This is a genomic window from Nonomuraea sp. N2-4H (assembly GCF_045291505.1).
In the GTDB taxonomy this organism is placed as follows: Bacteria; Actinomycetota; Actinomycetes; order Streptosporangiales; family Streptosporangiaceae; genus Nonomuraea; species Nonomuraea fastidiosa.
Genome location: NZ_CP147987.1, coordinates 1632778 through 1651836 on the forward strand (window position 1 = coordinate 1632778; position 19059 = coordinate 1651836).

Annotated in this window: 24 protein-coding genes and 3 tRNA genes; 7 read left to right on the forward strand and 20 right to left on the reverse strand. The window is 73.0% G+C overall.

Features of this window, described 5'->3' with window-relative positions; translation table 11 throughout:
- Positions 1–116: 116 nt before the first annotated feature.
- A complete protein-coding gene (locus tag WBK31_RS07410; protein WP_364066236.1) occupies positions 117–812 on the reverse strand; it encodes a FadR/GntR family transcriptional regulator in 696 nt (231 codons plus the stop codon).
- A gap of 173 nt (positions 813–985) precedes the next feature.
- Between WBK31_RS07410 and leuA the strand changes: the two genes are divergently transcribed.
- Positions 986–2770: a 2-isopropylmalate synthase gene (leuA, locus tag WBK31_RS07415; RefSeq protein ID WP_406675459.1), complete on the forward strand. Its 1785-nt coding sequence runs from the start codon at positions 986–988 to the stop codon at positions 2768–2770.
- Between the two features lie 75 nt (positions 2771–2845).
- On the opposite strand, the gene pyrF is transcribed toward leuA, so the two are convergent.
- Entirely contained in the window at positions 2846–3670 is an 825-nt protein-coding gene (gene pyrF, locus WBK31_RS07420) for an orotidine-5'-phosphate decarboxylase (protein ID WP_364066233.1), read from the reverse strand.
- 152 nt (positions 3671–3822) lie between these two features.
- On the opposite strand from pyrF, the gene WBK31_RS07425 reads away from it, so the two are divergent.
- Positions 3823–4092: a DUF6968 family protein gene (locus WBK31_RS07425; protein WP_364066230.1), complete on the forward strand. Its 270-nt coding sequence runs from the start codon at positions 3823–3825 to the stop codon at positions 4090–4092.
- A 14-nt stretch (positions 4093–4106) separates the two neighbouring features.
- Here the strand turns inward: WBK31_RS07425 and WBK31_RS07430 are convergent, their stop codons facing one another.
- Positions 4107–4490 carry a hypothetical protein gene (locus WBK31_RS07430; RefSeq protein WP_364066227.1) on the reverse strand — a complete coding sequence of 128 codons (384 nt, stop codon included), beginning with the start codon at positions 4488–4490 and terminating at the stop codon, positions 4107–4109.
- Positions 4491–4553: 63 nt separating this feature from the next.
- On the opposite strand from WBK31_RS07430, the gene WBK31_RS07435 reads away from it, so the two are divergent.
- Positions 4554–5357, forward strand: a complete 804-nt coding sequence (locus WBK31_RS07435) for a Cof-type HAD-IIB family hydrolase (protein WP_406674527.1) — start codon at positions 4554–4556, stop codon at positions 5355–5357.
- A gap of 157 nt (positions 5358–5514) precedes the next feature.
- Here WBK31_RS07435 and WBK31_RS07440 read toward each other — a convergent pair whose 3' ends face one another.
- The 5 genes from WBK31_RS07440 to WBK31_RS07460 form a co-directional block, all read right to left on the reverse strand.
- The gene (locus WBK31_RS07440; protein ID WP_406674528.1) at positions 5515–6090 is read right to left on the reverse strand and encodes a hypothetical protein; all 576 of its coding nucleotides are present in this window, start codon (positions 6088–6090) and stop codon (positions 5515–5517) included.
- A gap of 49 nt (positions 6091–6139) precedes the next feature.
- Complete coding sequence (locus tag WBK31_RS07445; protein WP_364066218.1) at positions 6140–6766, reverse strand: TIGR00645 family protein; 627 nt, start codon at positions 6764–6766, stop codon at positions 6140–6142.
- The gene (locus WBK31_RS07450) at positions 6766–6912 is read right to left on the reverse strand and encodes a hypothetical protein (protein WP_364066215.1); all 147 of its coding nucleotides are present in this window, start codon (positions 6910–6912) and stop codon (positions 6766–6768) included. Before WBK31_RS07450 ends, WBK31_RS07445 begins: the two co-directional genes overlap by 1 nt.
- A 96-nt stretch (positions 6913–7008) precedes the next feature.
- A complete protein-coding gene (locus WBK31_RS07455) occupies positions 7009–7209 on the reverse strand; it encodes a hypothetical protein (RefSeq protein WP_364066213.1) in 201 nt (66 codons plus the stop codon).
- Between the two features lie 72 nt (positions 7210–7281).
- On the reverse strand, positions 7282–7641 hold the full coding sequence (locus WBK31_RS07460) for a helix-turn-helix domain-containing protein (RefSeq protein ID WP_364066210.1): 360 nt from the start codon (positions 7639–7641) through the stop codon (positions 7282–7284).
- Positions 7642–7744: 103 nt separating this feature from the next.
- Here WBK31_RS07460 and WBK31_RS07465 point away from each other — a divergent pair, with 103 nt between their 5' ends.
- Positions 7745–8515, forward strand: a complete 771-nt coding sequence (locus WBK31_RS07465) for an NADPH-dependent F420 reductase (RefSeq protein ID WP_378784151.1) — start codon at positions 7745–7747, stop codon at positions 8513–8515.
- A gap of 115 nt (positions 8516–8630) precedes the next feature.
- Entirely contained in the window at positions 8631–9002 is a 372-nt protein-coding gene (locus WBK31_RS07470) for a hypothetical protein (RefSeq protein ID WP_364066204.1), read from the forward strand.
- A gap of 202 nt (positions 9003–9204) precedes the next feature.
- On the opposite strand, the gene nfi is transcribed toward WBK31_RS07470, so the two are convergent.
- Entirely contained in the window at positions 9205–9861 is a 657-nt protein-coding gene (nfi, locus tag WBK31_RS07475) for a deoxyribonuclease V (RefSeq protein ID WP_406674529.1), read from the reverse strand.
- A gap of 45 nt (positions 9862–9906) precedes the next feature.
- Here nfi and WBK31_RS07480 point away from each other — a divergent pair, with 45 nt between their 5' ends.
- Entirely contained in the window at positions 9907–10998 is a 1092-nt protein-coding gene (locus tag WBK31_RS07480) for an alpha/beta hydrolase (protein ID WP_406674530.1), read from the forward strand.
- A gap of 165 nt (positions 10999–11163) precedes the next feature.
- Here the strand turns inward: WBK31_RS07480 and WBK31_RS07485 are convergent, their stop codons facing one another.
- The 4 genes from WBK31_RS07485 to WBK31_RS07500 all read right to left on the reverse strand — a co-directional run bounded on the left by WBK31_RS07485 (position 11164) and on the right by WBK31_RS07500 (position 14024).
- Complete coding sequence (locus WBK31_RS07485; protein ID WP_364066195.1) at positions 11164–11880, reverse strand: type 1 glutamine amidotransferase; 717 nt, start codon at positions 11878–11880, stop codon at positions 11164–11166.
- Positions 11881–12002: 122 nt separating this feature from the next.
- Positions 12003–12830 carry a bifunctional 5,10-methylenetetrahydrofolate dehydrogenase/5,10-methenyltetrahydrofolate cyclohydrolase gene (locus tag WBK31_RS07490; protein WP_406674531.1) on the reverse strand — a complete coding sequence of 276 codons (828 nt, stop codon included), beginning with the start codon at positions 12828–12830 and terminating at the stop codon, positions 12003–12005.
- 37 nt (positions 12831–12867) lie between these two features.
- On the reverse strand, positions 12868–13473 hold the full coding sequence (locus WBK31_RS07495; protein WP_364066190.1) for a cyclodeaminase/cyclohydrolase family protein: 606 nt from the start codon (positions 13471–13473) through the stop codon (positions 12868–12870).
- A 29-nt stretch (positions 13474–13502) separates the two neighbouring features.
- Positions 13503–14024, reverse strand: a complete 522-nt coding sequence (locus WBK31_RS07500) for a hypothetical protein (protein ID WP_378784144.1) — start codon at positions 14022–14024, stop codon at positions 13503–13505.
- Between the two features lie 170 nt (positions 14025–14194).
- Here WBK31_RS07500 and WBK31_RS07505 point away from each other — a divergent pair, with 170 nt between their 5' ends.
- Positions 14195–15115 (forward strand): superoxide dismutase, encoded by a 921-nt coding sequence (locus tag WBK31_RS07505; protein ID WP_406674532.1) that lies wholly within the window; start codon positions 14195–14197, stop codon positions 15113–15115.
- 51 nt (positions 15116–15166) lie between these two features.
- Here WBK31_RS07505 and WBK31_RS07510 read toward each other — a convergent pair whose 3' ends face one another.
- The 7 genes from WBK31_RS07510 to WBK31_RS07540 form a co-directional block, all read right to left on the reverse strand.
- On the reverse strand, positions 15167–15826 hold the full coding sequence (locus tag WBK31_RS07510; RefSeq protein ID WP_406674533.1) for an FMN reductase: 660 nt from the start codon (positions 15824–15826) through the stop codon (positions 15167–15169).
- A 33-nt stretch (positions 15827–15859) separates the two neighbouring features.
- Positions 15860–16954, reverse strand: coding sequence for an LLM class flavin-dependent oxidoreductase (locus tag WBK31_RS07515; RefSeq protein WP_364066699.1), 1095 nt, complete (start codon positions 16952–16954; stop codon positions 15860–15862).
- 148 nt (positions 16955–17102) lie between these two features.
- Positions 17103–17753, reverse strand: a complete 651-nt coding sequence (locus WBK31_RS07520; RefSeq protein WP_364066180.1) for an epimerase — start codon at positions 17751–17753, stop codon at positions 17103–17105.
- A 27-nt stretch (positions 17754–17780) separates the two neighbouring features.
- A complete protein-coding gene (locus WBK31_RS07525; protein WP_364066178.1) occupies positions 17781–18509 on the reverse strand; it encodes a helix-turn-helix domain-containing protein in 729 nt (242 codons plus the stop codon).
- Positions 18510–18793: 284 nt separating this feature from the next.
- A tRNA-Val gene (locus WBK31_RS07530) sits at positions 18794–18865 on the reverse strand.
- A 10-nt stretch (positions 18866–18875) separates the two neighbouring features.
- Positions 18876–18946: transfer RNA gene (locus WBK31_RS07535), tRNA-Cys, on the reverse strand.
- Between the two features lie 15 nt (positions 18947–18961).
- Positions 18962–19033: transfer RNA gene (locus tag WBK31_RS07540), tRNA-Gly, on the reverse strand.
- Positions 19034–19059 lie beyond the last annotated feature (26 nt).

The following is a 19059-nucleotide window of genomic DNA, read 5'->3' on the forward strand; positions in this document are numbered from 1 at the left end:
ACCGCCCGATCTCCGCACGCCCGGCCGGAGGCCGCATGCGGCCCTCCGCCCTTCGCACGCCCGGCCGGAGGCAGCACGCGACCGCCCGCTCGGCCGGGGCGGGAGCGGGCGATCGATCAGAGGCGGCGGCTGTGGAGGCGGGCGAGGGTCTGGTCGAGCTCGTTCTGCAGGATCGTGCCCGCCGCGTCCGCGTCGCCGTCCCTGATCGCGGCCACCAGCGCCGCGTGCGTGCCGTGACCCGTGTTGGGGTCGCGCTCGCGCAGTGACAGCATCTCGACCAGGTCGATCAGCCCCTCTTTCAGTACGGGCGCGAACTCGGCGAACAGGTCCGACAGGACCGGGTTGCGCGCCGCCGCCACGACCGCCGCGTGCAGGTCGATGTCGGCCGCGACGAAGGCCGCGTCGTCGCCCTCCGACGCCCGGACGCGGGCGGCCAGCGCCGCCTCCAGCGCCGCCACGTCCTCCTCGGTACGCCGCTGCGCCGCCAGCCGCGCCGCCTGGGTCTCGACGATGGCGCGGACCTCGTACACGTCGGTGATCGCGGCCCGCCGCAGCCGGGCCGGCCAGTCCTCGGCCGGCTCGGCGGCGATCACGTACACGCCGGAGCCCTGCCGCGCCTGCACCAGGCCCGCGCCGGCGAGCGCCCGCAGCGCCTCGCGCACCGTCGAGCGGCCCACTCCGAGCGTCTTGGCCAGCGCGTTCTCCCCTGGCAGCCGGGTGCCGACCGGCCACTCTCCCTGGGTGATCTGCTCGCGCAGATGCTCGGTGGCCTGCTCGACGAGCGGGCTGGGGCGGATCGAGCCGAGCGGCATGGGCGCCAACCTCTCAGGTTGTCTGAGGACCTGTGGTGTGGTTAGTCTACCCGGCATGACGTCGTACGGTCTGCTGCTTCTCGGCCGCCGCGGCGGGGCTTGACCGGACCGGCACCCCGCCGCGGTGGTCAGGGTGCCCGCCGGTCCTCGAGGAAGCGACCGTGAAGGAACACATGATGTACGACTGGAACCGGCAGCGTCCGAGCGCGATGCCATACCACCGCTACCGCCCCGCCCACGAGCGCGTCGAGGTGCCGCTGACCGATCGCACCTGGCCCGCGCGCCGCATCACCGAGGCGCCCCTGTGGGTGCCGGTGGACCTGCGCGACGGCAACCAGGCGCTGGCCGAGCCGATGGACCCGGCACGCAAGCGCCGCATGTTCGACCTGCTCGTCCGCATGGGCTACAAGGAGATCGAGGTCGGCTACCCGTCGGCCAGCCAGATGGACTTCGACTTCGTCCGCCACCTCGCCACGCCGGGCGTCGTGCCGGACGACGTGAGCGTGGTGGTGTTCACGGCGGCGCGGCGCGATCTGATCGAGCGCACGTTCGCCGCCATCGAGGGCATGTCCCGCGTGGTCGTCCACCTCTACACGGCCACCGCACCCACCTGGCGCGAGATCGTGCTCGGCCACGACAGGGCCGAGCTGCACGCCATGATCAGGGACGCCGCCGAGCACGTCGCCCGCCTGGCCGGCGACCGCGACATCCGCTTCCAGTTCTCGCCGGAGGTGTTCAACCTCACCGAACCGGACTACGTGCTGGAGGTCTGCAACAGCCTGACCGCCCTGTGGGACGCCTCGCCCGACCGCCCCGTGATCCACAACCTGCCGGCCACGGTCGAGATCGCCACACCCAACGTGTACGCCGACCAGATCGAGTACATGCACCGCCACCTCGACCGCAGGGACGCGGTGATCCTGTCGGTCCACCCGCACAACGACCGCGGCACCGGCGTGGCCTGCGCCGAGCTGGCCGTGCTCGCCGGGGCGCAGCGGGTGGAGGGCTGCCTGTTCGGCAACGGCGAGCGCACCGGCAACGTGGACCTGGTCACGCTGGCGCTCAACCTGCACTCCCAGGGCGTCGACCCGATGGTGGACCTGTCGGACATCGACGAGGTCCGCAGGGTGGTCGAGCATTGCAACCGGCTGCCGGTGCCCGACCGCCACCCGTACGCGGGCGATCTCGTCTACACCGCCTTCTCCGGCACCCACCAGGACGCCATCAAGAAGGGCCTGGCCCACCACGCCGAACGCGCCGCCGAGCTGGGCGTGCCGCCGGAGCAGGCGCCGTGGGACGTGCCGTACCTGCCGATCGACCCCGCCGACGTGGGCCGCGACTACCAGGCGGTCATCCGCGTCAACAGCCAGTCGGGCAAGGGCGGCATCGCGTACCTGCTGCACACCCGCTACGGCCTGGAGCTGCCGCGCCGCCTGCAGATCGACTTCTCCTCGGTCGTGCAGCGGGCCACCGACGGCAGCGGCGAGGAGATCACCGCCGAGGAGCTGTGGGAGCTGTTCCACGCCACCTACATCGCGCCGGGCGAGAGCGCCGCGCCGGTGGAGTGGAAGGCGGTGGAGACCGGGCCGGGCGTGCACGAGTTCGAGGGGACGCTGCCCGACGGGCGTCGCCTGCACGGCACCGGCAACGGCCCGCTCGCCGCGCTGACGTCCGCGCTCGCCGCCGACGGCACCGAGGTGGACATCCTGCACTACGCCGAGCACGCGCTCGACCCCGGCAGGGGCGGCAGGGCCATCGCGTACGTGGAGGTGCGCGCGGGCGGCGTCACTCGCTGGGGCGCGGCCCAGGACACCTCGGTGCTGACGGCGTCGGTGCAGGCCGTCCTGGCCGCGGTCACGCGGGCCAGGAGCGCTGGGAGCGTCGCCGCGCAGGGCCCGGCGGCTGTTGAGGCGCCCGCGCAGGGCCCAGCGGCTGTTGAGGCGTCCGCGCAGGGCTGAGCGACGGTCTCAGGGCGACGCTCAGGGCTGAGCAGCCGTCGCTGAGGTGAGTCAGGGCTGAGCGTCTGAGGCGGGTCAGGGCTGGGCGGCGGTCTGGGGAGACAGGGCGGCGGCGCATTCGTCGCGGTAGCGCAGCACGCGCTCGCGCAGCCGCGCCGGGTCGGCGAGCACGGCACGGGAGACGGACGGCACGACGGCGTGGCGCACCGGCCCGAACAGCCGTGCCACGTCGGCCGGCGTCGCCCCCTGCGCGCCCACGCCGGGGGCCAGGATGGGGCCGTTGAGGTCGTCGAGCGGGTGGTCGAGCCGCCCGAGCGTCGCCCCGATCACCAGGCCGACCGGCCCGAACGGCGAGTGGCCCGCGTTCGCCTTGGCCGCGCCCTCGATCACCTGCCCGGCCACCGGCCGCTGGAAGCCGGCCGACTCGGGGTTGGAGGTGCGGGTCACCACGAACACGCCCGCGTCGTTGGCGACCGCCGACGTGATCGCGCCCTCCAGCGACCCGAACCCCTGGTACGGGCTCAGCGTCACCGCGTCGGCCGCCAGCGGGCTGCCCCGGTCGAGGTACGCCTCCGCGTACGCGGCCATGGTGCTGCCGATGTCGCCGCGCTTGGCGTCGAGCAGCACCAGCATGCCCGCCGCGCGCAGGTCGGCGATGGTGCGCTCGAGAACGGCGATGCCGCGGCTGCCCCAGCGCTCGAAGAAGGCCGACTGCGGCTTGACCACGGCGGCCACGTCGGCGACCGACTCGACCACCGTGCGGCTGAACCGCTCAAGATCGGCCGGGGCGTCGTCGAGCCCCCAGGCGTGCAGCAGTGCGGGGCTGGGATCGATGCCCACGCACAGTGGCCCGTAGGCGTCGAGCCTGGCTCGAAGGCGGGTCCCGAACGACTCGTTCATGTTGCGACTTCCTCACGGCCGCGTCGGCGGCGGCCCTGGACGGCGCGGGCGCGGATGGCTCTCCGGCGACCCTAAGGCACGGAGCCGGCCGATGCCTAACCACCGCGGCGCACGAGTCTTTCTGCCGCATCCCGGAGGGTAGTTCGACAGACATGTACGAGATCGCCCAACGGGTGCTGGTGCTGCGTACCGAGCCGCCGCGTGAGGTCGTGGTGACGATCGGCCTGCCCTACGAGGAGCCCACCGGCGAGTGGTCGTGCCCGTACCGGATCGACGGGCTCGAAGGGTGGGAGCACGAGCGCAAGGTGAGCGGGCTGGACTCGCTGGAGGCGGTCGAGCGGGCGATGACCACGGTACGGGCGGCGCTGGCGGACTCGCCCGAGGCCAAGGAGGGGCTGCTGTCCTGGGAGGGCGCGCTCTGACCTCGGACGGGCGGTCAGCGGGAGAGCAGCCAGCGCCAGCGCGGCAGTTCCAGCACCACCGTCACCACGCCGAGCACGGTGACCACCCCGGCCACCACGGCGTGCCAGACCGTCCACGCCGCCACCACGGCCGCCACGATGTGCAGCACGACCAGCGCGATCGTCACCCAGCCCGGCACCGCGACCACCACGTGCCGCTTGTCGCCTGGCGTGGAGAAGACCGTGGGCAGCCCGATCAGCACCACCACGGAGAGCACGGCCAGCGGCACCGAGTACGCGGCGAGCGCCCACGGCGTGGCGACCCACGCCAGCAGCTCGACGGCGAACCGGAACGCCGAGGCGAGCCGGTCGTCGGGGCGCGCCGCCGAGGGCCGCGGTGAGGGAGTGGCGGATGACACGCGCGTACCCTAACAGGCCGCGATCGGGGTGATCTAGGAAGCCAAGTTTGGTAAATCACGTTTGTGACCTCCGCACCCTTTCCGCGCATTGTCGCCACCGACCTCGACGGCACGCTCCTCGCTTCCGACGGCACCGTCAGCCCGCGTACCAGGAAGGCGTTACAGGCGGCCCGCGCCGCCGGCGCCGAGATCGTCTTCGTCACCGCGCGGGCGCCGCGCGGCGTCAGGGAGGTCGCCCGGCAGGCGGGTGTGAACGGCACCGCCATCTGCAGCAACGGCGCCCTCGTCTACGACCTGGCCGCCGACGAGGTGGTCGGCAGCAGCCCGCTCGCCCCCGAGACGGCCCGCAAGGTCGCCGAGGCCCTGGCCAGGGCGCTGCCCGGCGCCGGCCTGGCGGTGGAGACGGGCACGAACGTGCTGGCCGAGGCCGCCTACACGCGGCGGGGCGCCCAGGACATCGCCGCCTATCGGGAGGTCGCCTCGGTCTTCGACGCCGATCAGCCCATCGTCAAGCTGCTCGCCATGTCGCCCGCGCACACGGCGGACGAGATGTACCAGGCCGTCGCCGACGAGGTCGGGGATCTGGCGGAGGTCACGTACTCGGGAACCGAGGGGCTGCTGGAGATCAGCGCCGCCGGGGTGAACAAGGCGTCCACGCTCGACCGGTTCTGCCGGGAGCGGGGGATCGGCGCGGGGGAGGTCGTGGCGTTCGGCGACATGCCCAACGACCTGGCGGTGCTGCTGTACGCGGGCATGGGCTACGCGATGGCCAACGCGCACCCGCTCGTGCTGGCGGCGGCGCCTCGCCGCACGCTCTCCAACGATGAGGACGGTGTCGCCGCCGTACTGGAGGCACTTCTGCCCTGAACCGGCTGCCCCGGCCGCGTGCGCTGCCGGTACGCCTGTCAGGCCGGGGGGTGCGGCGTGCCCGTTCGTGTGGAGGCGGTGGATGCGGCGTGTTCGCCGGCGCGTGGGGCCGGGGATGCGGCGTGCCCGCCCGCGCGGATGGCGGGCACGCACGGCGTCACGCGTCGTCGTCGGACACCCGCGACGCGCCGGGACAGGTCCCGGAGGACTTGCTGAGCACCGGCACCAGCCCGCCACAGGTGGTCACCGGGAACGACACCGGCTCGACGATCTCGTCATTGAAGACGGTGATGTCGCCGATCAGCGGGGTCGCGCCGGATGCCGGCGCGGGCTCGGCCGGCTCGGCCGGCTCTGCGGGCTCAGGCGGCTCTGCGGCGGGTGCCGGTTCCGCCGCGGTCGCGGGTTGCGCGGGGGGTTGCGGCTGCGCGGCCGGCGCGGGCTGCGCGGGGGGTTGCGATTGTGCGGGCGGCGCGGGCTGCGCGGCCGGTTGCGGCGCCGCGGCGTTCACGGACGGCCCGGCCGGCTGCGGAAGCACGGTGGTCGCGGGCGGCTGCGCCGGTTGCGGCAGCGCGTACGCGGGGGCGCCGCCGAGCAGCGCCATCGCCACGCCCGTGCCCACCAGCCCGGGGACCCGCGCCGCCGAGGCCCGCGTCCTGAGGACCGCGGCACCGAGGCGGGCGGAGCGCGTCACGATGGTGCGCGCGCCGAGGCGGGACGGCCCGGGAAGTCTCATTGCCACGGCCACCGCCTCTCCGGGCAGCGCCATGTGCCGCGCCGCCGGGTTAGGCGGCGGCCCTGCGCTCCTGCGATGCCTGCCCCGGCTGCTGCTCGCTGCTGCCGGTGCCCTGAAGGGGACGCCCACCCGCCATGATGCGGTCGATCCAGGCGAGTGCGAGCGCCGAGACGACGAAGGTCAGGTGGATCAGCGTTTTCCATATCAGCTCCCTGTCGGTGATGGTCGGACGGGCCGCGTTGATGAAGATCTGCAGGAGGTGGATCGAGGAGATGCCGATGATCGCCATGGCCAGCTTGACCTTGAGCACGTTGGCGTTCACATGCGAGAGCCACTGGGGCTGGTCGGGGTGTCCCTCGATGCGCAACCGGGAGACGAACGTCTCGTAGCCGCCGATGATGACCATGATGAGCAGGTTGGAGATCATCACGACGTCCACGAGACCGAGGACGATCAGCATCACGGTGGTCTCCGGCGGCGTGCCGCCGAAGCCCAGGTGGACCAGGTGGACCAGCTCCGCCATGAAGCGCCATACGTAGACGACCTGGGCCACGATCAGCCCCAGGTAGAGCGGCACCTGGATCCATCGGCTGAGGAACATCACATAGCCGACGTGCCGGACCGGTGAGTGGGCCCCGGCCTTGGCGCCGGCCACGGGCACTTGCGCGAGACGCACTACGACGTCAGGACGTTGATGTGCTGGATGAAGGTCTGCATCTCAATGAGCGGGGGATCCAGCGCGCCGAGCGTGTCGACGAGGATCGGGGGCACACCGGACGCCAGCACCAGGGCGGTGGCGGCCGTCAGGACTCGTACCTTCAACGGAACTCCTTGCTGCTGCGCTTCGATGGCTGGGACCGGACGGTGTGCGGTGCCGTCAGTGCCGGTGTCGAGGGGTGGTCCCTGGCCGGCGTCGCGTCAGGGCGCCAGGCAGCCCGTGAGGGGGAGCTCGGTCGTCAGGGCGGCCGGGTCGAGCAGCCCGCCGACGTCGGTGGCAGCGGTGAGGCAATCGAGCACCACGGCCGGGTCGATGACGGCGTGCGACGCGGGCGCGGTCGCCAGCATGAAGCCGCCGGCGGCGGCCACGGCGACGGCTGCCCTGCGCAAAGCGAATCGCATGAAACCTCCTGGGTAACGGTGTGGAACATCCTCCAACTGACTACTTAGAGTAGTCAATTGGTAACGCTGAGTCTATGGCGCGTCACGAGAACGCATGGCATCCATCCGCTCCTGCGCCGCCATCACCTCGTCGGCGTGGTCGAACGCCCATTCGCCGAACGCCTCGATCGGCGGCAGCAGGGAGCGGCCGAGCGGCGTGAGCTCGTACTCGACCCTGGGCGGGGCCTCTGCGTAGGCGTGGCGGGCCACCAGGCCGTTGTACTCCAGGCGGCGCAGCGTCTCGGTCAGCACCTTGGTCCTGATGCCGCCGATCTCCTCGCGCAACTGCCCCGGCCGGCGCGGGCCGTGCCGCAGCGCCCACAGCACGACCGCGTTCCACGTGTTGCCCAGCAGGTCGAAGGCCAGCCTGGCCTGGCAGTCGGCGAGGAACAACGGGGGCCTCCGATAGGCACCGAATGGTGCGCAACGTGCTTCCTACTGTCCTCCTCAACGGTAAAGCCCCACATCGGGGACTCATGGCAGGAGGGCATGACATATGAGGATCGGGATCCTGGGCGCGGGCGGCATGGCGGACGCTCTGGGCACGCAGTGGGCACGTGCCGGGCACGCGGTGATGATCAGCGGCCGCGACGCGGCACGCACCGCCGAACGAGCCGCCACCATGACCGCCGCCGCCGACCGGACGGCCGCCGAGAGCGCCGTCGCCGCTGAAGGGGCGGTCGCTTCCGCCGAGCGCGGGATCGCCGCAACCACCCCCGCTCGTCGGGGCGGCTCGCCCGACAGCCTCGCGACCGGAGCCGGGCGCGTGGAGGCGGGGTCGTTCGGGGAGGCGGCCGCGTTCGGCGAGGTCGTCATGGTGGCGGTCAGGGAGGCGGGTCTGCTGGACACGCTCAGAGCCACCGGTACGGCCCTGCGCGGCAAGCCGCTCATCGACGTCGTCAACACCGCCGACATCTACGCCTACGACCCCACCCGCCCGATCGCCAGGCTGATCGCCGACGTCACCGGCGGGCACGTGGTGAAGGCGTTCAACCTGTGCCACGTGGACGTGTGGCGGATGACTCCGCCGGTGTTCGACGGCCGGCCGCTTGCGGTGCCGCTGTGCGGCGACGACGAGGAGGCGCTGGCGGCCGCCCGCACGCTGGTCGCCGACCTCGGCTGCACCCCCGTGGACGGCGGCGGCCTCGACCGGGCGATGCTGCTGGAGGCGACGGCGGCTTTCGTGATCGGCCTGTGGTTCGGCGGCGCCGACGCCCAGGCGATACTCCCGCCGCTGGCCGCGTCGGGCGCGCACGGCCGGGGCTGACCGCGCGTACGACCGGTGGTGTAGAGGCGATCGCGACGTACGGCGGATGCCCGCAGCGCCGCCCGCCGAGATGCTGAAGTTCTTCGTTCAGCGGTCGGTCAGAAGGAGAAGTCGAGTGGTCACCGAGGTCGCACAGAAGAGCGGGTACGCAACCACGTTCAAGGTCGTCGCCGCGCTCAACGCGCTCGTCGTGCTGCTCCAGGCGGTGACGGCCGGGCAGCTCATGAGCGGGGGAGCGGGGGACCTGCACGGCCTGGGGTCGTTCGCGGTGCACCTGCTGGGGCTGGCCCTGCTCGTCGCGGGCGTGCTGCTGTGGCGGCCTGGGCGGGGCGCCGGGTGGCCGGCGGTGGCGAGCGCGGCGGTGCTGCTGCTCGGGTTCGTCCAGTCGGCGGCGGGCGGCTCCGGGGCGATGGCGCTGCACGTGCCGCTCGCAATGACGCTGTTCGGCCTCAGCATCTGGCTCGTGGTCTGGTCCTGGCGCCGCTGACCCTTCCGGGACGCGGCCGCCCGGACCGCACGGGGACCGGGCCCGGGTGGCCGTACGGGCGCACCTGGCCGAGCCGGGCGGGTCACGGCCGACGGGGGCGTCACGGGGTCGGCCAGGGAGCGATGGGCGGGGCGTCAGGGGGTCGGCCAGGGAGCGATGGGCGGGGCGTCAGGGGGTTGGCCAGATACCGGTGGGCGGGGCGTCAGGGGTGGCGGGCCAGGTGGTCGGCGTGGCGGATCGGTTCGGGCAGGCGGTAGCGGGCGGCCAGGTGGAGCACCTGCTCGGTGGCGACGTCCAGCGAGATGCGGTGGCCCTGCGACACGTACACCGGCTTGACGCCCCGCCGCGTACGCAGGGCGCGCCCCACCACGGCGCCCTCGTGCACGATCGGCGTCCAGGAGCCGCGCTCCTCCCCGGGCGGCTCGTGCGTGCCCACGAACGGCGTCTTGCCCACGCCGAGCGACGGCAGCCCGGTCAGCACGCCCAGGTGGCACGCCAGGCCGAAGCCGCGCGGGTGCGCGAGTCCGTACCCGTCGCAGACCAGCAGGTCGGGCGTGGTCGTGAGCCGTTCCAGCGCGGTCACGAGCGCGGGCAGCTCGCGGAAGGCGAACAGGCCCGGCACGTACGGAAACGCCGCCTCCCCGTGCGCCACCACCTGCTCGACCGGCTCCAGCGTGGCGGCGTCCAGCACGACCACGGCGGCCGTCAGCGCGTCGCCGCCCCTGTAGTGCACGTCGAGCCCCGCGACCAGCGTGAACGTGTCCGGCCCGGTCAGCTCGACCCTGGACCTCAGCCGGTCCTGGATGGCCTCGGCCTCCGCGATGCCGGCCGGCCACGGATGAAGCCGCTCCACACGCACCCGCCTAAGCTATCCCGTCGCCCGCCCTCTGTAGGGTCGGGGATCATGAGCGAGGTCCTGGTGGTGGTCGGCCGTGGCGTGCCGGCCGACGCGCGGCTGCTCGACGAGATCGCCGAACGCGAGTTCGCCGCCCAGGAGGTGACGGGCGCCGTCGTCCACGCCCGCGACACCGCCCACCTGCGGTCGCTGCTGGCGGAGCGCGAGACCGCGGTGGTGCTGCCCGGCCCTGGCGACCGCGCCCTCGCCGGCCGGGTGCCCGAGCCGCCGGTGACGGTGTGGGTGGACATCGAACGCACGGACACCGCCCCGGCGCACGTCCGGCGCATTCAGGGGCGCGGCGTCCAGGGGCTGGCGTGGGGCATCCGCCACGCCGTGCACCGCATGCGCCACCCCGGCATCCTGCGCGTCCCCTACGGCCCCGCCCCCGACCAGTGGGCGGACCTCTACCTCCCGCAGCCATCGGCTCACGGCACCCGGCCGGCGGCCCCCGCGTCAGATGCCGGTGACCGGCCGAGTGCCGGGGTCCGGTCGGTGAAGCCGGCGTCCGGCCACCACTGCCTACCGGACCCCGCGCCAGGCGCGGCCGGTCCCCCTGTGGTGACGTTGATTCACGGCGGTTACTGGCGGTCGATCTGGGCGGCCGACCTCATGGAGCCGCTCTGCGCGGACCTGCTCCAGCGCGGCTTCGCGGTCTGGAACGTCGAGTACCGCCGCCCAGACCTGCACGGCTGGGACGCCACCACCGAGGACGTCGCCACCGCCCTGTCCACCCTCCACACCACGGCGAGAGGGGAGATGGACCTGAGCAGGGTGGCCGTGGCGGGGCACTCGGCGGGAGGCCAGCTCGCGCTGCGGGCGGCGGCGGACGGAGCGGGCGTGGCCCTGGCGGTGTCGCTGGCGGGCGTGCTCGACCTCGAGGCGGGCGACCGCCGCTGGCTCAGCGCCGGAGCCGTCGCCATGCCCTCGGCCACCCGTCGCACGAGCCGGGCACCGGCCGGTACGCCGCGTCGTCCCCGCTGCTGCGCGTCCCCCTGGGCGTGCCGCAGCTCGTCGTCCAGGGCGCGGAGGACGATCTCGACCTGGTCGACTTCTCCCGCCGCTACGCGGTGGCGGCCAGGGCGGCGGGCGACGACGTGACGTACCTGGAACTGCCCGGCCACCACTTCGACGTGATCAACCCCGAGAGCCCGATCTGGCGGGCCACCGCGAGCGCCATCACCGCCGCGCTCGCCTGACCGGGAGGCGGCCGGTGCGGCTGCTCCTTGAGCAACGCCTGCGCGAAGCTCTTGGCCCGGCCGCGGGTCACGCCCGCCCGGCGGAGGCGGGGGAGGACGCGGCGCCGGCGGTCAGGGCGGCGAAGCGTCCGGCCACCCGCCGCCAGACCGGCGTGGACACCGGCTCGTCGGCCACGGCCTGCGCGTAGACCTCCTCGGGGTCGAACCCGTCGGCCCGCCACTGGCGTACGCGCTCGGGCAGCACCTCCGGATGGAACTGCACGCCCCACGCCCGCTCGCCCACCCGGAACGCCTGATACGGGCAGCGCTCGGTCTCGGCGAGATGGACGGCGCCGTCGGGCAGCCGGGTCACGGCGTCCTTGTGGTGCTCGATGGCGGGCACGACGGGCGGCAGGCCGTGAAAGAGCGGATCTTCGGCCGCCTCGGCGCGGATGGTGACGGGCAGGCTGCCGTTCTCGGGCAGGCCGGTGTCGCCGGTCACCTCGCCGCCCGCCACCTCGGCCAGCATCTGACCGCCCAGGCAGATGCCGAACAGCGGCACCTCGTCGGCCAGCGCCTGCCCCATCAGCCGGCGGGCGTCCGCCAGCCAGGGCGCGCGGTGGTCGTCGCCCGGCAGGTAGCCGCCGCCGAGCATGATCAGGGCGTCGTGCTCCAGCCGCTGGGGGAGCGCGGCGCCCTCGTGGGCGGGCACCACGTCGAGCCGCAGCCCTGACTCGGCCAGCCAGTCGCCCAGGCGGCCGGGGCCGCCGCTCCTGCTGTTCTGGATGATGAGGACGTCAGGCAACGCCGGGCTCCAAACACGAAGGGGTGAAAACAGCGGCGGGGACGGGTCAGCGCTGACCCCGCCGTACGGGCACGGTCGAATCAAACACGGGTCGGATCAGGCACGATCACACAGGGGCACGGTCACGGCAGGTTGGCCGCCCTGGCGGTGTGGCGCAGCAGCAGCGCGGTGGTCACCGGCCCGACGCCTCCGGGCACCGGGGTGAGCGCACCGGCCACGTCGGCGACCGCGGCGGCGTCGACGTCTCCGGTGAGCCCGCCCTCCTCGGTGGGGTTGGTGCCCACATCGATCACCACCGCGCCCGCAGCCACGTGGCCGCGGCCGATCAGCCCGGCCCGGCCGGCGGCGGCGACCAGCACGTCGGCCTGCGAGGTGACGGCGGCGAGGTCACGGGTGCGCGAGTGGGCGACGGTGACCGTGGCGTGCCGGTCGAGCAGCAGGTGGGCGACCGGCTTGCCGACCACGGTCGAGCGGCCGACCACGACGGCGCGGCGCCCCTCGAGCGGCACCTCGTAGTGGTCGAGCAGCGCCAGCACGGCGGCGGCCGTGGCGGGCGGGAACGCGGGCAGCCCGGCGGCGAGCCTGCCGAGCGAGAGCGGGTTGGCGCCGTCGACGTCTTTGCGCGGGTCGATGGCGGCGGCCAGCTCCTGCGCCGACGCGCCGGCGGGCAGCGGGGTCTGCAGCATCACGCCGTGGACGTCGGGGGCGGCGGAGAGCCTGGCCAGCGTCTCGCCGATCTGGTCGGCGGCCGCCTCGGGGCCGAGATCGACGACGTCGCAGGCGATGCCGACGCCGGCCGCCGTCTTGGCGATGGAGCGGACGTACCACAGGCTCGCCTCGTCGGCGGTCGCCACCACCATGGCCAGCCGCGGCTGCGGGCCGGCGGCGGCCTCGGCCTGCGCCTGGGCTCTGATGGCGGCCGCCAGGTCCTTGCCGGTCAGCGTCTTCAACGGTCGTCTCGCCCCTTGCTCTCGCGCGCCGCTGCCGTCACGGCTTGATCTGCTCGCGTACCTCGGCGGTCACCCAGTCTGCCTTGGCGACGGCGGCGTCGACACCGGACAGGCGGATGTTCAGCTTCTCGCGTACTTGCTCGTCCTTGATGCCGCCGAGGTTGATCTCGACGTTGACCCGGCCCGTGGTGAGCGCGGCGCGGGCGGCCTCGGCGGCGGCGGCCACATCGCTGAGCACGTTGCGGTTGCAGATCGGCAGCAGCACCTCGCACAGCTCGACCACCCGCGCGGCGGCCTCGATGACCCGGGCGGGCGGCTCGGCCGCGCCGGCCAGCGCCCTGGCGATGGTGGCGCTGCGCTCCTCTCCCTTGGGCAGCCGGTAGGCGTCGGTGACGGCGGTGAAGGCGGCCGCGTCCTCCTCGGCCAGCTTCAGCGCCCGCGCCCGCAGCGTGTCGGTCTCGGCGATCACGGCGGTGACGGTCTCGGCGTGGCCGGCGTACTTCTCGCCCGTGGTGTAGCGGGCCACCATGCCGAGCAGCGCGGCGGCCTGGGCGGCGTGCAGGGCCGCCGTGGCGCCGCCGCCGGGCGCGGGGACCCGGCCGGCCAGTTCGGTGAGGAAGCCGTCGATCGTCATGTCGCGCATGACGGCCATTCAACCAGGCGGGGCGCTGCCTACTCGCGGTACATCGGCCGCGTGGCGTCCTCGGGCAGGCCGGTGGACGGCGGCAGGTAGGGCGACGGCGCCGACTGCCACTGCCCGTCGTAGGCGTCCGCTTCCTGAGGGCGGCCCCGCCACCGCGACGGGAACGTGGAGACGGCCAGCAGCGCCACCCCGAGCAGGAACAGCAGCCCCGAGTAGGTCACCGTCATGAAGCCGCTCCGCAGGGAGGATGGCAGCAGACCGTCGGGCAGCAGCCGCACGCCCGTGGCCATCTCGGCGAACGGCAGCGCGCCCAGCCCGGTGAAGGCGAGCCCGCCGAGCAGCGAGGCGACGGGCGACAGGCGCGAGCCGAGCAGCAAGGCCAGGAGGATCCCCGAGGCGGCCAGCACCACGATCCCGGTCCAGGAGAGCCGGAAGTCCCGCTGGGCGGTGAGTGACAGCTCGCCCACGCCGTACCAGAGGCCGGCGGCGAGCAGCGGCGGCAGGAGCAGCCCGGCGAGCACTCCCAGGGCGTGACGGGCACCGTTTGTCATGATCTACCCCGTTTGGTTGGCTCCGTCCCAACCTACTCGCCGCGATCGCCCGCCGCAGGACCCACGCCGCAGACTTCTCAAAAGCCGGGCAGGTGAGAACATTCTGAAAACTCCGTGAGAAGCCGTTCACGGGTCTTTGCCGCAGCAGGTGGCGCGTGCATCGTGGGCGCATGAGATCCGCGATCCCCAAGACCGCACTCAGCGCGTTCACCGCGGCCCTGCTCGGCGCCACGCTGCACGGCGGGCCCGCGCAGGCGGCGACGCGACCCGGCACCTTCCCCCTCCCCAACGGCTTCCAGCCGGAGGGCATCGCGATCGCCGGCGGCCACGCCTACTTCGGCTCGCGCGCCACCGGCGACATCTACCGGGCCGACCTGCGCACCGGCAGGGGCAAGGTGATCACCAAGGGGCCCGGCACGCCGTCGCTCGGCCTGGAGACCGACGGGCGCGGGCGGCTGTTCGTGGCCGGCGGCAGCGGCGGCGACGCCCGGGTGGTCGATCTGCGCACCGGGAAGGTGCTCAAGTCGTACCGGCTCGCCACCGGCACGTCGTTCGTCAACGACGTGATCATCGCCGGCGGCGCCGTCTACTTCACCGACTCCAGCAACCCCGTCCTGTACAAGCTGGACCTCGGCAGGGGCGGCAGGCTGCCGGAGGAGGCGGTGAAGATCCCGCTCAGCGGTGCCATCCAGTACGGCGACGGCATCAACGCCAACGGCATCGTGCGCAGCCCCGACGGCCGCTCGCTGCTGATCGTCCAGTCGAACACCGGCAAGCTGTTCGAGGTGAACCCGAAGTCCGGGGCCACCACGGAGGTCCGGCTCGGCGATGTGAGCCTGGTCAACGGCGACGGCCTGCTGCTGTCCGGCCGCACCCTGTACGCCGTGCAGAACCGCGACAACTCGATCGCCGTGATCAAGCTGGCGCCCGACGGCGGCTCCGGAAAGCTCGTCACGCGGATCACGCATCCGAAGTTCGACGTGCCGACCACGGTCGCCGCCCGCGGCCACCTGCTCTACCTGCCCAACGCCCGCTTCACCACCACCCCCGGCCCCGACACGACGTACGACGTCGTCTCGGTCAAGCGCTGAGCGTCCTCCCCGGGACGCGCGATCGCGTCCCGGGGAGCTCTCCGCCGCCGGTCACTCGCGGTGACCGTTGCCCGCCGCGGAGCTCCGGCCGTCCGGGCGCAGGGCGGCGAGCTGCTCCTCGAACGGCACGACCTCATCTGGCTCACCCGCCTTGCCGGGCCGGCGGGGCGCGCGGTTCGCCAGCAGCGCGGCCAGCTCGTCGGCGGCGCGCTCGATGCGCTCGCTCAGCCCGTCGGTGAACGCGTCCTTGCCGCCGCCCCAGTCCTCAGGAGCCGCGTACACGGCGGTCGGCACCACCACGGCCCGCAGGTACGCAAACAGCGGCCGCAGCGCGTGATCGAGCGCCAGCGAGTGCCTGGCGGTGCCGCCGGTGGCCGCGACGAGCACCGGCTTGCCGGTCAGCGCGGTGTTGTCGATCACGTCGAAGAAGCTCTTGAACAGCCCGCTGTAGGAGCCGCTGAAGATCGGCGTGACCGCGACGAGCCCGTCCGCCTCCGTCACGGTCTCCAGGGCGGCGCGCAGCCTGGCGCCGGGGAAGCCGGTGACGAACGCGTTGGCGATGTCCACGGCCAGGTCGCGCAGCTCCACGTTGCGGACCTCGGCCGCCTCACCGGCGCCGGCCCGCCGCGCCACCGCCTCGCCCAGGCGGTCGCCGAGCAGGCGGGTGGAGGACGGCTGGGTCAGTCCCGCCGTGACGACGGCAAGCTTCATGAGGGTCGTCTCCTTTCCGGAGGATGCGGGGGGTCAGGCGCCGACGGCGGCCGAGGCGTTCTTCGCCGCCACCAGCGAGGCGTGCGTGGGCGCGTCGGGCACCCCGGCAGGGCGGTCCTTGGCGAACTCCTTGCGCAGCACCGGCACGACCTCCTCGCCGAGGATGTCGAGCTGCTCCAGCACGGTCTTCAGCGGCAGCCCCGCGTGGTCCATGAGGAAGAGCTGGCGCTGGTAGTCGCCGAAGAACTCCCTGAACTCCAGCGTCCTGTCGATGACCTGCTGCGGGCTGCCCACGGTGAGCGGGGTCTCGGCCATGAACTCCTCCAGCGAGGGCCCGTGGCCGTAGACGGGGGCGACGTCGAAGTACGGGCGGAACTCGCGTACCGCGTCCTGGGAGTTCTTGCGCATGAACACCTGGCCGCCGAGCCCCACGATGGCCTGCTCCGGCGTGCCGTGGCCATAGTGGGCGTAGCGCTCCCGGTAGAGGTTGATCAGGCGCATGAAGTGCTCCTTCGGCCAGAAGATGTTGTTGGCGAAGAAGCCGTCGCCGTAGTAGGCGGCCTGCTCGGCGATCTCGGGGCTGCGGATCGAGCCGTGCCAGACGAACGGCGGCACGCCGTCGAGCGGGCGCGGGGTGCTGGTGAAGCCCTGCAGCGGCGTACGGAAGCGGCCCTCCCAGTCGACCACGTCCTCGCGCCACAGCCGGTGCAGCAGCGCGTAGTTCTCCACGGCGAGCGGGATGCCCTGCCGGATGTCCTGGCCGAACCACGGGTAGACCGGCCCGGTGTTGCCGCGGCCCAGCATGAGGTCCACCCGCCCGTCGGCGAGGTGCTGCAGCATCGCGTAGTCTTCGGCGATCTTCACGGGGTCGTTGGTGGTGATCAACGTGGTGGCGGTGGAGAGCAGCAGGCGTTCGGTCCTGGCCGCGATGTAGCCGAGCAGGGTGGTGGGGGAGGACGGGACGAAGGGCGGGTTGTGGTGCTCGCCGGTCGCGAACACGTCGAGGCCCACCTCTTCCGCCTTGAGGGCGATCGCCACCATCGCCTTGATGCGCTCGTGCTCCGTCGGGGTCCTGCCGGTGGTGGGATCGGTGGTCACGTCACCCACGCTGAAGATGCCGAACTGCACGTTGGTCACCATCCATGACTGTTGAATATTTGACGGCTACCGTAGCGCGGGAGCACGCCGCGATATTCCATCATCGGGCATCCCTCGTAAACGACTCATGCGGAAGAGGGCCGGTCAGAGGGCGTTGACGACCGTGTGGAGCGGCGGGTCAGAGGGCGTTGATGTCGGCGGGGCCGAGGATCCGCTTGGCCGCGCCATGCTCGGCCACCGCGATCATCGCCTGCCCGATGCGTTCCGTCGTGGTCACCTCCTCGGCGAACAGCTTCCGCAGGAGCGGCCAGAGCGGCCTGGTCACCATGTACGCCACCCGGTACAGCGGCGTCTGCGGGGTCACGCCGTGCAGCGGCTGGATGTAGCCGGGCCGGAACACGTACGCCGCCAGCGGCAGCTCCAGCAGCGCGTTCTCGGTCTCGCCCTTCACCCGGGCCCACATGGCCCGCGCGCCGGCGTCGGTGCCCGCGCCCGAGACGTACACGAAGGCCGATCCCGGGTTGAGCCGGGCCAGCGTCCGTCCGGCCGCCAGCGCGAAGTCGTAGGTGACCCTGCGGTAGTCGGGCTCGCGCATGCCGGCCGAGGACACCCCGAGGCAGTAGAAGCAGGCGTCGTGGCCGCGCAGCTCGTCCTCGATCGGGCCCAGGTCGGTGAGGCCGGCGTGCCGGATCTCGCGCAGCTTCGGGTGAGGAACGCCCGTGGGGCGGCGGCCGACCGCGAGCACGGCCGTGACCCGCTCGTCGGCCAGGCACTCCCTGAGCACGCCCTGCCCGATCATGCCGGTCGCCCCGAACAGGATCACCCTCATGCCGCTGTCCTACCCTCAGGCGGGCGATCACGCGAGGTCGCGGGCGGCCTCGGCGAGGCGGGCGCGGGCGCGCGCGGGGACGCTCAGCCCGCGGGCCGAGATGCCGACGGCCCACGACGTGCCGGGCACCACCGCGCCCGCGCAGGCCACCTCGTCCCTGAACTGCCCGTGCTCCTCCACCACCTCGCCGGGGCATAAGCCGGCCAGCTCCGCCTCGACGTCCTCAACGCTGGTGGGGGTCGCCGAGGTGAAGCGCGGCAGGCCGTACTCGGTCAGGACCTCGCGCCGCACCCGCGGCGGCAGCGCGAGCAGCAGCGCCTTGCCGAGCGCGGTGGCGTGCGGCGCGGCCTCCAATCCGGCCCGCAGGTCCTCAAGCCACGGCGAGCGCGGCCCCTCGGCCACGTCGAGCACGACCAGCCGCCCGCCCACGAGCTGCGCCAGGTACGCCGTGTGCCCCGTCACGGCCGCCAGGTGACGCAGCACCACCGAGGCGCGGGGCGGGCGGTCGAAGGCGTCGATCATCTCGTGGAACCGCTCGGCGACCTTGGAACCCGGCAGGTAGTCGCCGTCGGGGCATCGATGGAGGTAACCCTCGTAGCACAAGGTGCGGACGAGGTGATAGGAGGTCGACAGAGTCAGCCCGCACCGGCGTGCGATGACCTTGACGGACAGCGGCCGGTCGGCGCGCGAGACCTCCTCCAGGACGCGAAGGGCACGGGAGACGCTGCGGATCAGATCGCTGGGTTCTTCGGTCATCCCTCAAGCATGTGCGCTATCTGAAAATCGGACGCCTACCCCAGGCGGCACACCCGTCCGGCGAAGAGGCCACGCCGGGGCTACCGCTGTGGGCCGGTGCGGTTCTGGTGACCGTGCGCCGGCACTGCTCCTCCACCGGCTCCACGCTGCGCCGCCCGTCCGGGGAAGTGCGCCTCGGCCGGCGATCTCCTGCGCGTCCGCAGGGCGATCGTCTCATCGGCGCGCGGACCGCGCTCGGGTGGAAAAGACGAAGCCCCAGCCGGTGAGGGCTGGGGCCGAGAGAGTGGACGATACTGGGATTGAACCAGTGACCTCTTCCGTGTCAGGGAAGCGCTCTCCCGCTGAGCTAATCGTCCTTTGATACTGAGGTGGCGACGGGATTTGAACCCGTGTGGACGGCTTTGCAGGCCGCTGCCTCGCCTCTCGGCCACGCCACCGAGCCGGAAGCTCCGAGCGGAAGACGGGATTCGAACCCGCGACCCTCACCTTGGCAAGGTGATGCTCTACCCCTGAGCCACTTCCGCGTGTCGCCCCGGTCGCTGCCGGGTGA

Excerpts from the sequence above, each read along its gene's own strand:
- WBK31_RS07455 (WP_364066213.1), bottom strand. The coding sequence starts at position 7,209 with ATGCGATTCGCTTTGCGCAGGGCAGCCGTCGCCGTGGCCGCCGCCGGC.
- WBK31_RS07525 (WP_364066178.1), bottom strand. The coding sequence starts at position 18,509 with ATGACCGAAGAACCCAGCGATCTGATCCGCAGCGTCTCCCGTGCCCTT.
- WBK31_RS07520 (WP_364066180.1), bottom strand. The coding sequence starts at position 17,753 with ATGAGGGTGATCCTGTTCGGGGCGACCGGCATGATCGGGCAGGGCGTG.
- WBK31_RS07495 (WP_364066190.1), bottom strand. The coding sequence starts at position 13,473 with ATGCGCGACATGACGATCGACGGCTTCCTCACCGAACTGGCCGGCCGG.
- WBK31_RS07510 (WP_406674533.1), bottom strand. The coding sequence starts at position 15,826 with ATGAAGCTTGCCGTCGTCACGGCGGGACTGACCCAGCCGTCCTCCACC.
- WBK31_RS07500 (WP_378784144.1), bottom strand. The coding sequence starts at position 14,024 with ATGACAAACGGTGCCCGTCACGCCCTGGGAGTGCTCGCCGGGCTGCTC.
- WBK31_RS07505 (WP_406674532.1), top strand. The coding sequence starts at position 14,195 with ATGAGATCCGCGATCCCCAAGACCGCACTCAGCGCGTTCACCGCGGCC.
- WBK31_RS07440 (WP_406674528.1), bottom strand. The coding sequence starts at position 6,090 with ATGAGACTTCCCGGGCCGTCCCGCCTCGGCGCGCGCACCATCGTGACG.
- WBK31_RS07480 (WP_406674530.1), top strand. The coding sequence starts at position 9,907 with ATGAGCGAGGTCCTGGTGGTGGTCGGCCGTGGCGTGCCGGCCGACGCG.
- WBK31_RS07410 (WP_364066236.1), bottom strand. The coding sequence starts at position 812 with ATGCCGCTCGGCTCGATCCGCCCCAGCCCGCTCGTCGAGCAGGCCACC.
- WBK31_RS07425 (WP_364066230.1), top strand. The coding sequence starts at position 3,823 with ATGTACGAGATCGCCCAACGGGTGCTGGTGCTGCGTACCGAGCCGCCG.
- WBK31_RS07465 (WP_378784151.1), top strand. The coding sequence starts at position 7,745 with ATGAGGATCGGGATCCTGGGCGCGGGCGGCATGGCGGACGCTCTGGGC.
- leuA (WP_406675459.1), top strand. The coding sequence starts at position 986 with ATGATGTACGACTGGAACCGGCAGCGTCCGAGCGCGATGCCATACCAC.
- pyrF (WP_364066233.1), bottom strand. The coding sequence starts at position 3,670 with ATGAACGAGTCGTTCGGGACCCGCCTTCGAGCCAGGCTCGACGCCTAC.